At 59.0% G+C, this 13,063-nt stretch carries 13 protein-coding genes and 2 pseudogenes; 12 read left to right on the top strand and 3 right to left on the bottom strand.

Features of this window, described 5'->3' with window-relative positions; all coding sequences use genetic code 11:
• The first annotated feature begins 129 nt into the window (after positions 1–129).
• The 12 genes from nifW (at position 130) to E5W87_RS11405 (ending at position 9,607) form a co-directional block, all read left to right on the top strand.
• A complete protein-coding gene (gene nifW / locus E5W87_RS11460) occupies positions 130–507 on the top strand; it encodes a nitrogenase stabilizing/protective protein NifW (RefSeq protein WP_095484277.1) in 378 nt (125 codons plus the stop codon).
• 186 nt (positions 508–693) lie between these two features.
• A complete protein-coding gene (locus tag E5W87_RS11455; protein WP_095484276.1) occupies positions 694–1,545 on the top strand; it encodes an electron transfer flavoprotein subunit beta/FixA family protein in 852 nt (283 codons plus the stop codon).
• Positions 1,546–1,561: 16 nt separating this feature from the next.
• On the top strand, positions 1,562–2,671 hold the full coding sequence (locus tag E5W87_RS11450; RefSeq protein ID WP_024505237.1) for an electron transfer flavoprotein subunit alpha/FixB family protein: 1,110 nt from the start codon (positions 1,562–1,564) through the stop codon (positions 2,669–2,671).
• Between the two features lie 10 nt (positions 2,672–2,681).
• Entirely contained in the window at positions 2,682–3,986 is a 1,305-nt protein-coding gene (locus tag E5W87_RS11445; protein ID WP_095484275.1) for an FAD-binding protein, read from the top strand.
• Positions 3,987–3,998: 12 nt separating this feature from the next.
• Positions 3,999–4,298, top strand: coding sequence for a ferredoxin family protein (locus E5W87_RS11440; RefSeq protein ID WP_024505235.1), 300 nt, complete (start codon positions 3,999–4,001; stop codon positions 4,296–4,298).
• Between the two features lie 266 nt (positions 4,299–4,564).
• The gene (locus E5W87_RS11435) at positions 4,565–5,281 is read left to right on the top strand and encodes an alpha/beta fold hydrolase (RefSeq protein ID WP_095484274.1); all 717 of its coding nucleotides are present in this window, start codon (positions 4,565–4,567) and stop codon (positions 5,279–5,281) included.
• Positions 5,282–5,896: 615 nt separating this feature from the next.
• Positions 5,897–6,085 (top strand): helix-turn-helix domain-containing protein, encoded by a 189-nt coding sequence (locus E5W87_RS36065; protein ID WP_348627402.1) that lies wholly within the window; start codon positions 5,897–5,899, stop codon positions 6,083–6,085.
• Positions 6,086–6,358: 273 nt separating this feature from the next.
• Positions 6,359–7,840 carry a nitrogenase cofactor biosynthesis protein NifB gene (nifB, locus tag E5W87_RS11425; RefSeq protein WP_095484273.1) on the top strand — a complete coding sequence of 494 codons (1,482 nt, stop codon included), beginning with the start codon at positions 6,359–6,361 and terminating at the stop codon, positions 7,838–7,840.
• A gap of 29 nt (positions 7,841–7,869) precedes the next feature.
• Complete coding sequence (locus E5W87_RS11420; RefSeq protein WP_095484272.1) at positions 7,870–8,064, top strand: 4Fe-4S binding protein; 195 nt, start codon at positions 7,870–7,872, stop codon at positions 8,062–8,064.
• Positions 8,065–8,149: 85 nt separating this feature from the next.
• Positions 8,150–8,470 carry a nitrogen fixation protein NifZ gene (locus E5W87_RS11415; protein ID WP_095484271.1) on the top strand — a complete coding sequence of 107 codons (321 nt, stop codon included), beginning with the start codon at positions 8,150–8,152 and terminating at the stop codon, positions 8,468–8,470.
• Positions 8,467–8,679 (top strand): putative nitrogen fixation protein NifT, encoded by a 213-nt coding sequence (gene nifT, locus E5W87_RS11410; protein WP_024505230.1) that lies wholly within the window; start codon positions 8,467–8,469, stop codon positions 8,677–8,679. Before E5W87_RS11415 ends, nifT begins: the two co-directional genes overlap by 4 nt.
• 34 nt (positions 8,680–8,713) lie before the next feature.
• Positions 8,714–9,607 (top strand): SIR2 family protein, encoded by an 894-nt coding sequence (locus tag E5W87_RS11405; protein ID WP_095484270.1) that lies wholly within the window; start codon positions 8,714–8,716, stop codon positions 9,605–9,607.
• 307 nt (positions 9,608–9,914) lie between these two features.
• On the opposite strand, the gene E5W87_RS11400 is transcribed toward E5W87_RS11405, so the two are convergent.
• From E5W87_RS11400 to E5W87_RS11390, 3 genes and pseudogenes are all read right to left on the bottom strand, one after another.
• On the bottom strand, positions 9,915–10,481 hold the full coding sequence (locus tag E5W87_RS11400) for a sugar O-acetyltransferase (RefSeq protein ID WP_292397090.1): 567 nt from the start codon (positions 10,479–10,481) through the stop codon (positions 9,915–9,917).
• 586 nt (positions 10,482–11,067) lie between these two features.
• A pseudogene (nifA, locus tag E5W87_RS11395) lies at positions 11,068–12,111 on the bottom strand (nif-specific transcriptional activator NifA); the annotation flags it as partial.
• Positions 12,112–12,883: 772 nt separating this feature from the next.
• Positions 12,884–13,063: pseudogene (locus tag E5W87_RS11390) on the bottom strand (beta-ACP synthase); the annotation flags it as partial.

The following is a 13,063-nucleotide window of genomic DNA, read 5'->3' as shown; positions in this document are numbered from 1 at the left end:
TCGCCTTCACCACTTCAGAAAAGCTTGAGATCACCAAGTCTCTTGCCCCAGCCGCCGTGTCAGAGGTCGGCACGCCGTCAGCAATGTCACCAACGCATCGACACCACAATTTCGCGCCGGGAGAATACAATGAACTGCTCCGCTGACAGCCGCCCGATCGATCGCACCGATATCCTGGCGCGACTGAAAGGCCTGTCGGCTGCGGAGGACTTCTTCGCCTGCCTTGGCGTCTCCTACGACCCGAAAGTGATGAATGTCTCGCGGCTCCATATCATGAAGCGCGTGGGCCAATACCTTGCCGAAGAAGATTTCTCCGGTCTGCCTGACCAGGTAATCGCCGCGCGGGTGCGCGCCAAGCTGGAACGCGCCTACGAAGATTTCGCGACTTCCTCGCCGCTCACGCAACGTGTGTTCAAGGTGCTAAGGGACCACGATCCAAACATATGTCCCGCACCTGGCCGCGCCTTCGTCCCGCTCGACTCTGCACTGAAGCGGTTCGGAAAGTAATGAGCCCGACACGGCTGCGACGCGACAATGTCGAGAAGTCGACAAATCCAGTCCTCATGACGCTCCTCGGAAGCAAACGAAGCCACCTTCTGGAATAGAGGCAGGCAGAAGACTTGGCATGAACGATGCAGGCATGAGGTGAACCGCCAAGCACGCATCCGGACTGGGAGCTTAGAGAAATCGCCAATGCACATCGTAATCTGCATCAAGCAGGTGCCGGATTCGGCACAGATCCGCGTCCACCCGGTGACGAACACGATCATGCGTCAGGGTGTGCCGACCATCATCAATCCTTACGACCTGTTCGCCCTCGAAGAAGCGCTCAAACTGCGCGACGTTCATGGTGGCGAGGTTACTGTGCTCACAATGGGTCCGCCCATGGCGGAGGACTCGCTGCGAAAGGCGCTCGGTTACGGTGCTGACCGAGCAGTTCTCTTGACGGACCGCTATTTTGCCGGATCCGATACGCTGGCGACCTCCTTTGCTCTTTCGCAAGCAATCGCAAAAATTGGGGAGACTTTCGGCAGGCCGGACATCGTCTTCACCGGCAAGCAGACGATTGACGGCGATACCGCCCAGGTCGGACCCGGCATAGCCAAGCGCCTGGATCTATCGCAACTTACCTATGTCGCGAAGATTGCCTCCATCGATCTCAAAACGCGCGAGATCGAAGTCGCGCGTCGCGCCGAAGGCGGCACCCAGTTGCTGAAGAGCAGACTCCCTTGCCTCATTACCATGCTGGAAGACACCAACGAAATCCGCCGGGGCTCGCTCCAGCAGGCTCTTTGCGCGGCGCGCAGCCAAGTCGTGAAGTGGACTGCAGCCGACGCCGGCATTGACGATCTCACCCGGTGCGGTCTGCGTGGCTCGCCGACAGTCGTCAAGCGTGTTTTCGCCCCCACCGCACGGGCAGAAAGCGCGGCGCAGATCGACACCGCGGAAAGGGGCTTGCAGGACATAGCCGATGAACTCATCGCCGATATCTTAACCCGCCGGCCGGCGCTGGAACATGAGCTGGCCTTCAACAGCGGCACGTGACGGCCAGGAGCAGAAAATGTCGACCGCAAGCCAAACTACCCCTCGCATTGCCCCCGGCCGTGCCGGTGTAAAGAAAGAACTTCCCGACCGTTTCAAAGACTACCGGCACGTGTGGGTCTTCCTCGAGCTCGAACGCGGCAATGTGCATCCTGTATCATTCGAACTGCTGGGTGAAGGCCGCAAATTAGCCGACAAGCTTGAAGTCCAGCTCGCGGGCGTCGTGCTGGGACCGCCGGGCGAGATGGTCGAGGACGCTGTTGCCGAGGCCTTCGCTTACGGGGCGGATCTTGTCTACATCGTCGATGCGCCGCCGCTCGCCGACTACCGGAACGAGCCGTTCGCCAAGGCGCTCACGGATCTGGTCAATACCCATAAACCCGAAATCCTCCTTCTCGGCGCGACCACACTGGGCAGGGATCTTGCGGGCTCGGTAGCGACGACCCTGCAGACGGGGCTCACGGCCGACTGCACAGAACTTGATGTAGATTCCGACGGTTCACTCGCCGCGACCCGTCCGACTTTTGGTGGCTCGTTGTTGTGTACGATCTATACACTAAACTACCGGCCGCAAATGGCGACGGTGCGACCAAGGGTCATGCCTATGCCGCAGCGGGTGGATAAGCCGGTCGGGCGTGTCATGCGGCACAAGCTGTCGCTCGTTGAGGACGATATCGTCACCAAAGTCCTCGGCTTCCTGCCGGATAACCAGTCGGCAATGGCAAATCTTGCCTATGCGGATGTCGTGGTTGCGGGAGGCCTCGGTCTCGGCGCGGCGGAGAACCTTCAGCTTGTGAAGAATCTTGCCCGAGCGATCGGCGCCGAGCATGGCTGTTCGCGCCCCTTGGTCCAGAAGGGCTGGATGCCGGCTGATCGGCAGATTGGCCAAACTGGCAAGACCATTCGACCGAAGCTTTACATCGCGGCCGGAATTTCCGGCGCCATCCAGCACCGAGTTGGGGTCGAGGGGGCCGATCTCATCGTCGCGATCAACACCGATCCGAACGCGCCGATTTTCGAGTTCGCCCACCTCGGGATCGTCACGGATGCAATCCGCTTCCTGCCCGCACTGACGGAAGCCTTCACCCGGCGGCTGTCGCCGCACAGTCGAGACAAGCTTGCGAGTTGAGGGAGAGGACATGATTGAACAATTCGATGCCATTGTGGTCGGAGCCGGCATGTCCGGAAACGCAGCTGCTTACACTTTGGCAAGCAAGGGGCTGAAGGTACTGCAGTTGGAGCGCGGGGAATATCCGGGCTCTAAGAACGTCCAGGGTGCCATAATGTACGCGAACATGCTGGAGAAGATCATCCCGGACTTCCGGGATGATGCGCCCCTCGAGCGGCACCTGGTCGAACAGCGACTTTGGGTGATGGACGACACGTCTCACACCGGAATTCATTACCGGTCGGACGACTTCAATGAGGCGAAACCCAACCGCTACACGATCATCCGCGCCCAGTTCGACAAATGGTTTTCCCGCAAGGTGCGCGAGGCTGGCGCGACGGTCCTGTGTGAGACGACCGCGACGGAACTCGTCCGTGATGGCAATGGCAAGGTGATCGGCGTCCGCACAGACCGGGCTGGCGGAGTGGTCTTCGCGAATGTGGTCGTTCTCGCAGAAGGGGTGTCGGGATTGCTTGGCACTCGCGCAGGCCTGCGCGAGATGCCGAAGCCGGAGACCGTGGCGCTTGCCGTCAAGGAAATGCATTTCTTGCCCGAAGAGGTCATTGGCCAGCGGTTCGGTGTCAAGGGCGATGAAGGCTGCGTAATCGAGGCCGTGGGCACGATCTCTCGCAGCATGGCCGGGCTCGGCTTCCTTTACACCAACAAGGAGTCGATTTCACTCGGCATCGGCTGCCTGGTCTCGGATTTCGCCGCGACGATGGAGAGCCCGTCCGCCCTCCTAGATGCGATGAAAAACCATCCTTCGATCCGGCCGCTGATCGCTGGCTCGGAGGTGAAAGAATATGCCGCCCATCTTATCCCCGAAGGTGGTTACAGGGCCATTCCGCAGCTCTTCGGCGACGGTTGGGTCATCGTCGGCGACGCAGCGCAACTGAACAATGCCATTCACCGTGAGGGTTCGAACCTTGCCATGACCTCGGGTCGTGTCGCGGCTGAGGCGATCGTCAAAGTCAAAAGCCGCAACGGTCCTATGACCAAAGCGAACCTTGCGCTCTACAAGACGATGCTGGATGACTCCTTTGTGATCAAGGATCTTAAGAAATACAAGGACATGCCAGCCTTACTCCACACCAATTCCAGCAACTTTTTTGACAGCTATCCGCGGTTGATGTCGCATGCCGCTCAGAACTTCATGCGTGTCGACGGCACGCCGAAGATCGAGAAGGAAAAGAACACCACGGCCGCCTTCATCAACGCGCGCTCGCGCTGGGGGTTGGTCAGCGACGCGGTCCGCCTGGCATTGGCATGGCGCTGAAGAGGGTACAAGATGACGATCGCAGTGACGAAGGTTCGTGTCGAGGACAAGCTTTACCAGAACCGCTATCTGGTCGATTCCGGCCGCCCCCATATTATAGTGCGACCGCACGACAAGCCAAGCGCGAACTTGCTTGCGTTGACCTACGTCTGTCCAGCGAAATGCTATGAGTTGAATGACAAGGGTCAAGTCGAGATCACCGCCGACGGCTGCATGGAATGCGGCACCTGCCGGATATTGTGCGAGAAAGGCGGCGACATCGAGTGGAACTATCCGCGCGGCGGCTTTGGTGTCCTGTTCAAGTTCGGATGATCAGCCAGGACCGTGCCAAGAGCATGCCGGCAGCGAGCAACTGCGGCACACCATGAGCCTCTCCATCCACTTGCAAAGAGCTAGTGAATATTGGCCTTTCGCAATTCAAATTTCCTCGACTCGTTAGCGGTGTCCTCAGGCCACGGCGGTGCCCTGTGCGCCGGACTTACCACCGGTCACGTGGTCGAGCCCCTTTGGGACAACGTCCGGCCATCGTGCCGGATGGCAGCCACAACGGCCGGTGAGCAAGTGGAACGGCACAACCCATGACAAAGACGTATGTGCTAGTGCATGGTGCCTGGCATGGCGGATGGTGTTGGCGGGACGTGGCCGCCAATCTTCGCAAGATGGGATACTACGTGACCACGCCGACCCAGACAGGTGTCGGCGAACGCGCACATTTGCTGTGCAAGGACATCACGCCCGACACATTCGTGACCGACATCGTCAACCACATTGTGACGGAAGAGCTGAGCGATGTGATCCTTGTCGGTCACAGTCTAGGCGGCATCAGCATCACCGGCGCCGCCGACCGGATACCCGACCATATCAGCCATCTCGTTTATCTCGACGGCGCCATCGTCGAGAGCGGTCAAAGTGTATTCAGCACCATGCCCCCCGACATCGTCGCCGCCCGTCGAAAATTGGTTGCGGAGGAAGGACGGGGTATCTTCATGCCGACTCCGCCGCCAACAGCATTCGGCATTCCCGAGGGACACTCGCTCACGGACTGGGTGCGGCGCCGGATAACACCGCATCCGGCAGGCACCTACGAAAGCGGACTTAAGCTCGTGCACCCGCTCGGCAACGGCAGGCCCCGAACCTATGTCGTCTGCACTAATCCACTCCACCCGCCGATGGCGGGAGCGCGAGAATGGGTCGCGAAGCAGGATGGCTGGGCGTGGCAGGAACTCGCCACTGGCCACGACGCAATGATCCTCGCACCGACGGAAGTTGCTCTCCTTCTTAGCGCTGTCGGCTGAGGAACCAAGTAAAGGGTGAGCGGCGGCCGATTCTCAGGCCGCGGCCTTGAGTTCTGGTGCACGGATGTAGGCCCAACGGGTCGTTCCGGTGGCGCCACCGAAACCACCGCCGGAACAAAGGCGGGAGTGGCCTGTCCTGCGGACGTAGCAAGCTTGCGAGCGTTCCGCCGCGGCCGCAGCCCGTAGCGCCGGGCAACCTCCGAGATCACCGCGTTCGGCTCCAGGGTCTCGGCGATGACTCCGTCCCTTGTCGTCCATCGACCAATGCCGTCGACTAACAGCGCCGTTGATCACCTCGAAACGCCGAGGCTGCCGCTCAGGGTCAATCGTAAGTTCAAGTTCAGACACAAGCCGATCTCCGATCCACCTCAGAATGGCAGGCCCACAGATCGCGGGCACTCCTGGAAGGACACAGCGCTTACCCTTGAAATATGGAGAACCATGGCTTTACGCCGTCGGCAGTTGAGCTGATCTCGCAATGCTATTTCCCCCGGCAACGTCCGCGAGCTGGAGAACTGCGTGTAAAGAACAGCCACACTTGCGCGTTCTCCTCTGGAAGGAACCAATCTTTCGGAACGTGGCAATGTCATCGACGAGCTCTCACGGCCCAGCACGATGCCGGTTCGGCGCATCGGCGCCCCTGAACACGAGATAGCCGGTTGCGATTCTAACGATACGGCCGGACCGGCGCTGGGTCCGCGGCGGACGGAGCGTGACCGGCTGATCGACACAATGGAGAAGGCCGGCTGGGTTCAGGCTAATGCGGCTCGAATTCTCGGCCTCACGCCGCGACAAGTCGGCTAGGCGATACGCCGGCATAGCATCGAGGTGAAGGAAATTCTAAGAGCCTGGATGAGCCAATCGTCAGGCCAGTGGTCTTGCGCGCCCTCTGCGCGACAAGGAGTGCTTTGTGCTTCTGAACGGATTTGGACTTGCACTGTCGCAAGCAGGACAAAATTGTGTCGCGCCGGCCTCACACAACCCGACATCGACCCAAATAGTGAACTGAAGCCGCTTTTTTAAGTTGGTATGGCTCTTGCACCTTGAACCGCGACGTACCAGCAACGGAGCCGTTTGATGTCCTCACCGATAATTTCGATTGAGGGGCCGACTAGCACGACATCCGAGGGTTTTCTGGCAGCCGCGAAATCCGGTGGCTGCGCACCGTCCTCCTACGGCTCGTCGCCGACCAGCCCGGGCGATGTGGATCCGGCTATTTGGGACAAGATCAAGGATCACCCCTGCTTTTCGGAGGAAGCGCATCACTATTTCGCGCGTATGCATGTGGCGGTCGCGCCGGCTTGCAATGTCCAGTGCAACTACTGCAATCGCAAATACGATTGCGCCAACGAGAGCCGGCCTGGTGTTGTGTCTGAGAAGCTGACGCCCGACCAAGCGCTACGCAAGGTCATCGCGGTTGCCAACAAAGTTCCGCAGCTTTCGGTTCTTGGCATCGCTGGGCCGGGGGATGCCTGTTACGACTGGGAGAAAACGAAGGCAACGTTCGACCGCGTCATCAGGGAAATCCCCGACATAAAGCTGTGCGTCTCCACCAACGGGCTCGTGCTGCCGGACCATGTCGCCGAGCTTGCCGAAATGAATGTTGATCACGTGACGATCACCATCAACATGGTCGACCCGGAAGTCGGCGCAAAGATTTATCCTTGGATCTTTTATGAAAATCGCCGCTACTTCGGCATCGAAGCCGCTCGAATCTTGCACGCGCGGCAGATGTTGGGCCTGGAAATGCTGAGCGCGCGCGGCATCCTCACCAAAATCAACTCGGTGATGATTCCTGGAGTGAACGACCAGCACCTGTTTGAGGTGAACAAAATGGTCAAGGAGCGGGGCGCGTTCCTGCACAACGTGATGCCTCTGATTTCGGACCCGGCGCACGGCACACACTACGGACTCATCGGGCAGCGCGGCCCAACGGCAATGGAGATGATGGCCCTTCAGGATCGACTTGAAGGTGGCGCCAAGTTGATGCGCCACTGCCGGCAGTGCCGGGCAGATGCTGTCGGCCTGCTCGGTGAAGATCGTGGCCAGGAATTCACGCTGGACGGGATTCCCAACGATGTCACCTACGAGGCTGGCAAGCGTCAGGCCTATCGGCAGGTGGTCGCACACGAGCGCCGTGATCATGAGGCGGCGAGGGGCGAGGCCATCGGTATGATCAAGGCAACAGACTCCGAAAAGTCGCTTCTGGTTGCGGTGGCCACTAAGGGAGGTGGACGCGTCAATGAACACTTCGGCCACGCGAAGGAGTTCCAGGTTTATGAAGTCTCGCCTAGAGGGATCAGCTTGGTCGGGCATCGGAAGGTCGAGCGGTATTGCCTCGGAGGCGGGGGCGAAGACGCCACCCTCGAGGGCGTCATCGCTGCGCTGGAAGGCATACACATAGTCCTATGCGCCAAGATCGGAAATCGCCCGAAGGAACAACTCTCGCGAGCTGGACTGCGCGTAACCGACGCCTATGGCCATGACTACATCGAGACCGCAGTCAGCGCACTTTACGCGGCAGAGTTTGGGATCAGACCACTAGCGGCGACGGCCTGAGCCGTCTCGTCCGATAACCAGGAGTTAGAATGGCTTTCAAGATCATCGCATCCCAATGTACCCAATGCGGGGCCTGCGAGTTCGAATGTCCCTCGGAAGCGATCAAGTTCAAGGGCGACGCCTATGTGATCGATCCAAACAAGTGCACCGAATGCAAGGAGGCCTTCGATACGCAGCAATGCGTGTCGGTCTGTCCGGTATCGAAAACCTGCGTTCCCGCTTGATTCCTGCCGAAACGGTCGGGTTCGCCGCACGAGGACGCCTGCAAACCGGGACCACACCAAAAGCCTCGAGAAAGGAGTGGACACCATGTGGTCCAGACGCGAACAGGAGGTCGAAATCGGCAGACCGCCACGGTTCATGCAGGGTGAGCGGGTCCGTGCGACACGCCACATAAAAAACGACGGCACCTATCCCGGCAAGGAGGTCGGCGAAAACCTCGTGCGGAAGGGCGACGAAGGCTACGTGCGCGACATTGGAACCTTTCTCCAGCAATTCTTCATCTATGCGGTCGAATGGATCGATCGTGGCACGGTCGTCGGCATGCGAGCGCGCGAACTCATTAGCCTCGACAAAGTCGAGGTTCCCTGCGGAGCTGAAGGCATTTCCAACGGAGGAACAGCCGGATGAAAGTAATGATTCGCAGGACCGCTACTGGCTTGTCGGCTTATGTCCCCAAGAAGGATCTCGAAGAGCCGATCACCGAGATTGAGAACGCAGACTTATGGGGCGGGACCGTGACGCTCAGGAACGGTTGGCGGCTCATGCTGCCCGACCTTCCGCGCGATACGCGTTTGCCGATCACCGTCGAGGCGATGAAGATTTCCGACGGGGCCTGATGCCGGTGGGTTCAGTGGCGGAAAGGAAACGCGTATGAACACGATGCTGAGCTGGGACCATCTCGTCGTCGTCCGGGGCAGTTTTGCCAAAAAGCTGATTGACCTGCTGAAGGGCGCTCTCAAGGCCGATCGAGTGATCCCCTATCTCGGTCCTGGTCTTCTGCAGCTTAACGCGCCGGAATCACCTGTACCTTGCACCCCGGAAGATGTCGCCGCGGCACTCAACAAGCGGGCGCCTGCCCCTTCCAGGATTCGCACCAATATGTGGTCGGTCGCCCAGTTTATCGAGCAGCGCCGACATCGTCGGACTCTTCAAGCGTGGATGGCGGAGATATTCGCAGCCCCCGCCGAGCCGACCGTTCTTCACGCCTGGCTCGCAACCCTTCAACTGTCTGTCATCATCGACAGCTGGTACGATGGCGCCATGCGGGCAGCCCTTGCAGAGGCCGGCCAAACAGACGTTGTCGAGATACAAGGAACGACGCGCGCGACCGGAATTGGTAACATCTGGACGAGAACTTACGATTTGTCAGGAACAGAACTCGACGCCGAACAAGTGGCAAGGACGGTGCTCTATGCGCCGCACGGCAGCGTCAGGCCGGCCGCAAACTTCCTCGTGGCTGATTCCGATTACGTCGAAGTCCTAACCGAAATTGATATCCAGACGCCGATCCCGGACGTGGTGAAGCAACGGCGCGTCAACCGGGGCTTTTTCTTCGTTGGCTGTCGCTTCAACGATCAGGTGCTGCGCACATATGCCAGACAGATGATGAAGCGCTCCACTGGCCCACATTTTGCGGTGATCGATTCGGCTACGCTGACCAGAAACGAACGTCGTTTCCTTGCCGAAGGCGCAATCACGGTCATCGACATGCCGATCGGCAACGCCGCGGCTCGCCTCGTCGGGGTCGATGCTAGCCAGGATTAATGGCCGGCGATTGCTGGTGAGTCGCTTGCCTCCAAGGGCGAAAACTCAGTTGGGAATACATCTGAGCAGTAATGCTACTGGCAGCACAACGAAGGCTCTGAATTCGTTGGGCCATGTGAAAGGGCCCGCTGCTGCGGGACGTGAGCACGTTGCGGCGGCATTACGCACATGATTTTGTGACACCCGTGGCAAAAGAACTGAAGCGCCCGAGCCGAACCGCGACAAGATATGCAGCGCTCAATAGCTTCGGCAGAAATTTGGCACAGTTTCGACAGTTCGCATGCACCTCCAGGGTCAAGGAGGCTGATTATGCCTGTTTATGTGGGTTGGCGACGCGAGCAGGAATTCCCACTACCTTTGCCCCGGCGGGAACATCTCGTGTGACCACGCAGCCAGCGCCTACCACTGCATTATCACCAATCGTGACGCCAGGCAGAATGATTGCTCCACCGCCGATCCAGACACGGCTGCCAATGCGAACAGGACGCCCGACCTGCAGGCCGGCCTGCCGCTGCTCGGCATCATGTGGATGATCGGCGGTATAAATCTGCACAGCAGGCCCAATTGCCGTTCCTTGCCCGATTTTGACCTCTACCACGTCAAGAATAACGCAGTTGAAGTTGATGTAGGCATTGGCTCCAATGAGGATATTGAATCCGTAGTCGCAAAAAAAGGGCGGACGGATGACCGTTCCGCGCCCAACCTCTCCCAGCCGCTCGGACAAAAGCTCATGCCAATGCCCCGTGGTCTGCCCCAGCGTATCATTGTACCGCTTGAGCCAAGCCCCGGTGGCCAACAGGTCAGCTTGGATCTCCGGATCCGCCGCATTGTAAAACTCGCCTGCGAGCATCTTTTCTTTTTGGCTACGCATCATAGTCTCCCGTCAGGTTGTGTCCCGTACAGTGATGCAGGAACGCACATCAAACTGCCTCGGCAACTTTGTAACTCGGTCTTGCCGGGCGCGCGGTCGGTCACGAGCCGGGGCGACAGTTTCGTCTCGACCAACTTCCAAGAATTTGGATATCGCAGATCAACCGGTCGCAGGGGCCAATACCTGACGAAGTCGGCAACTGTCCAGCGGTCGAACTCACTTTCATGCCCATCTCAGATTGCGTGATATCGAGCGGTAAGCCATCAGCTAATGTATCGATCAGGTCCCGCCAGCGGAGATCTGCGCGTCGCCTCTACGCATGCTGGCGTGTCACCAATGATACATCGATTATTTCTGGATTTCAGGCACGTCGAATTGATTTGCCCTTGCGGTGTAGAGCGAAGTTACTAGCCATAGCATTACTCCTTTTTAGTTTGTCAGTCGCAGAGCCCCAGTACGACTGGTGGTAGAAAGCACACGGCCGGAATCTTGGCAGCGCTGTTCACACCCACTTCGTAAGCCTGGCCGATGGGCTCGGCGCCAGAGCACCAATGCTTGACCTGCTCCAGCTCTTGCTCGGCGGGTTGTTTCAGAGACGCTTGATCTCGATACCGCGTTTTCTCAGCACGTAGCCGATCTGGCGCGGGGTCAAACCGAGCAGGCGCGCCGCCTTTGCCTGCACCCAGCCACACTTTTCCATGGCAGCAATGACCGTATCGGCATCGGGCACCCTACCACGAGTCGTGGCAGGGCCTATCGGCGCTTGCCCGTCGCCGACGGGCGGGGCGGCACAGGCGGCGGAAGGCTCGATCGTAGTCGACTTCTCTGACGTCGGCGGTCCGTTCTTCCACAGCGCCGCGGCCAAGCACTGATCCGCATAACAGGCAAAGTCAGTTCTGAGGATTGATGGACCCGTCGCCAGAACTGCCGTCCGTTGAACGCAGTTTTCGAGCTCTCGGATGTTACCTGGAAATTCGCAGTTCATTAGCACCTCAATCGCTTCGGGAGCGAAGGTCAGCGTGTGATCATTCTCAGTATTGAAATTCTTGAGAAACTGAGCGGCCAAGAGCGGAATATCACCTCGCCTTTCGCGCAACGCCGGCACGCGTAAAGTGACGACGTTGATGCGATAATAGAGGTCTTGCCGGAACTCCTTGCGTTGAACTGCCGTTTCCAAGTCCCTGTTCGTTGCGGCAATCACGCGAACATCAACTTTAATGGTGTGGTTGCTGCCGACGCGCTCAAACTCCTGCTCCTGCAGGACACGCAGCAGCTTAGCCTGGAACGAACCTGATATCTCGCCAATCTCGTCCAGAAACAATGTGCCTTTGTCGGCAGCCTCAAAGCGCCCCTTGCGCAAACTGCTCGCGTCGGTGAAGGCACCCTTCTCATGACCGAACAAGTCAGATTCCAGAAGCGTCTCGGTGAGCGCCGCGCAATTGACCTTGATGAAGGGCTGCTTGGCGCGAGGCGAGAGCTCGTGAATGGCTTTGGCAACCAGCTCCTTGCCGGTTCCGGATTCACCTCGCAACAGGACCGTAGTCTTCGCCTTGGCCACCTTGACAAGGTGCTCACGCAGCTTGCGCAGCGCCTGACTATCGCCAAGCATCTCCTTGCTGATCTTTTTACGTTCCATTTGGCAGCCCATCCCACTCCGCCACCCGCCGGTAGAACTGCACTGGACGGTGAGCTGTGTTGTATTTCGCCATCATCATTCTCGATCTCACCTTTGTTGCTTCGAAATTTCCGGCGCGCGGACCCCCTCGGCAAATGGCAATGGCGCCTGAGCATCGTTGTCTTTCACCAGGACGAGCGTCTTCTCCTCCGTGCGGGCGCCCGCAATATGCGCGCTTGTTTGCGCAGGCCTTTACTCGACCGGTCGCCGTTCTGTCCGGCTTCTGCCGCACCGCAGCCTGCAAACCCATCCTTGACAAGAAAGGAGGGGAGTCAATCGAGCTCTCCTTGCATTCGTGCAAGGAAAATTGTCAGTTTGATAGAATTCTATCAAAACGGCAGAAACGCCCCGCCCCCAATTTGGCTGTACCTGCGGCGTTCAGCTTACGTGACGACATGTGCGGACTTGTCCCAATTGCCGTCCGAGTTGTGCGGGAAACAGTAGCCGCTGCGCTGTTCGCTTCAACCGCGTGATGCCGCTGACAGTAGAGGCGGCGGCTCGTCGAGCGAGGCTTCATTGTTCGGCTACTAAAGCGGCTGTGCTTTGGTGGGAGTTGGTTTCGCCCAAGTTCTGGGCCTGGGGGGGCGTCGGCCCGTTTCGCCGCACAGGCTCCTTCCACATCGTCGAGCCGAGAAAGAGGGGCCACACAGCTCCCCCTGTTTCACAATGCCCCGCCCCTCAAGCAGCTAGATACGACAGGTGACCTCAAATGAGGCGTCTTGCATGGCTTCTACACCTGCCTGAATGCCAGAACTGCGTTCGTACCGCCCATGGCGAAGGCGTTGCTCATGGCGACGCGCACCTTGCGCTCGCGCGGCACATTGGGTGTGATGTCGAGGTCGCAAGCGGGATCTGGCTCGCGATAGTTGGCGGTCGGCGGCACGACGTCCTCTTGGATTGCCATCACGCA

The sequence above is a fragment of the Mesorhizobium sp. genome (assembly GCF_004962925.1).
Taxonomy (GTDB): domain Bacteria; phylum Pseudomonadota; class Alphaproteobacteria; order Rhizobiales; family Rhizobiaceae; genus Mesorhizobium.
Note: the sequence above shows the minus strand (reverse complement) of the source record. Positions and strands in the feature narration are given on the sequence as shown.

Excerpts from the sequence above, each read along its gene's own strand:
- nifW (WP_095484277.1), top strand. The coding sequence starts at position 130 with ATGAACTGCTCCGCTGACAGCCGCCCGATCGATCGCACCGATATCCTG.
- E5W87_RS11455 (WP_095484276.1), top strand. The coding sequence starts at position 694 with ATGCACATCGTAATCTGCATCAAGCAGGTGCCGGATTCGGCACAGATC.
- E5W87_RS11450 (WP_024505237.1), top strand. The coding sequence starts at position 1,562 with ATGTCGACCGCAAGCCAAACTACCCCTCGCATTGCCCCCGGCCGTGCC.
- E5W87_RS11445 (WP_095484275.1), top strand. The coding sequence starts at position 2,682 with ATGATTGAACAATTCGATGCCATTGTGGTCGGAGCCGGCATGTCCGGA.
- E5W87_RS11440 (WP_024505235.1), top strand. The coding sequence starts at position 3,999 with ATGACGATCGCAGTGACGAAGGTTCGTGTCGAGGACAAGCTTTACCAG.
- E5W87_RS11435 (WP_095484274.1), top strand. The coding sequence starts at position 4,565 with ATGACAAAGACGTATGTGCTAGTGCATGGTGCCTGGCATGGCGGATGG.
- E5W87_RS36065 (WP_348627402.1), top strand. The coding sequence starts at position 5,897 with ATGCCGGTTCGGCGCATCGGCGCCCCTGAACACGAGATAGCCGGTTGC.
- nifB (WP_095484273.1), top strand. The coding sequence starts at position 6,359 with ATGTCCTCACCGATAATTTCGATTGAGGGGCCGACTAGCACGACATCC.
- E5W87_RS11420 (WP_095484272.1), top strand. The coding sequence starts at position 7,870 with ATGGCTTTCAAGATCATCGCATCCCAATGTACCCAATGCGGGGCCTGC.
- E5W87_RS11415 (WP_095484271.1), top strand. The coding sequence starts at position 8,150 with ATGTGGTCCAGACGCGAACAGGAGGTCGAAATCGGCAGACCGCCACGG.
- nifT (WP_024505230.1), top strand. The coding sequence starts at position 8,467 with ATGAAAGTAATGATTCGCAGGACCGCTACTGGCTTGTCGGCTTATGTC.
- E5W87_RS11405 (WP_095484270.1), top strand. The coding sequence starts at position 8,714 with ATGAACACGATGCTGAGCTGGGACCATCTCGTCGTCGTCCGGGGCAGT.
- E5W87_RS11400 (WP_292397090.1), bottom strand. The coding sequence starts at position 10,481 with ATGATGCGTAGCCAAAAAGAAAAGATGCTCGCAGGCGAGTTTTACAAT.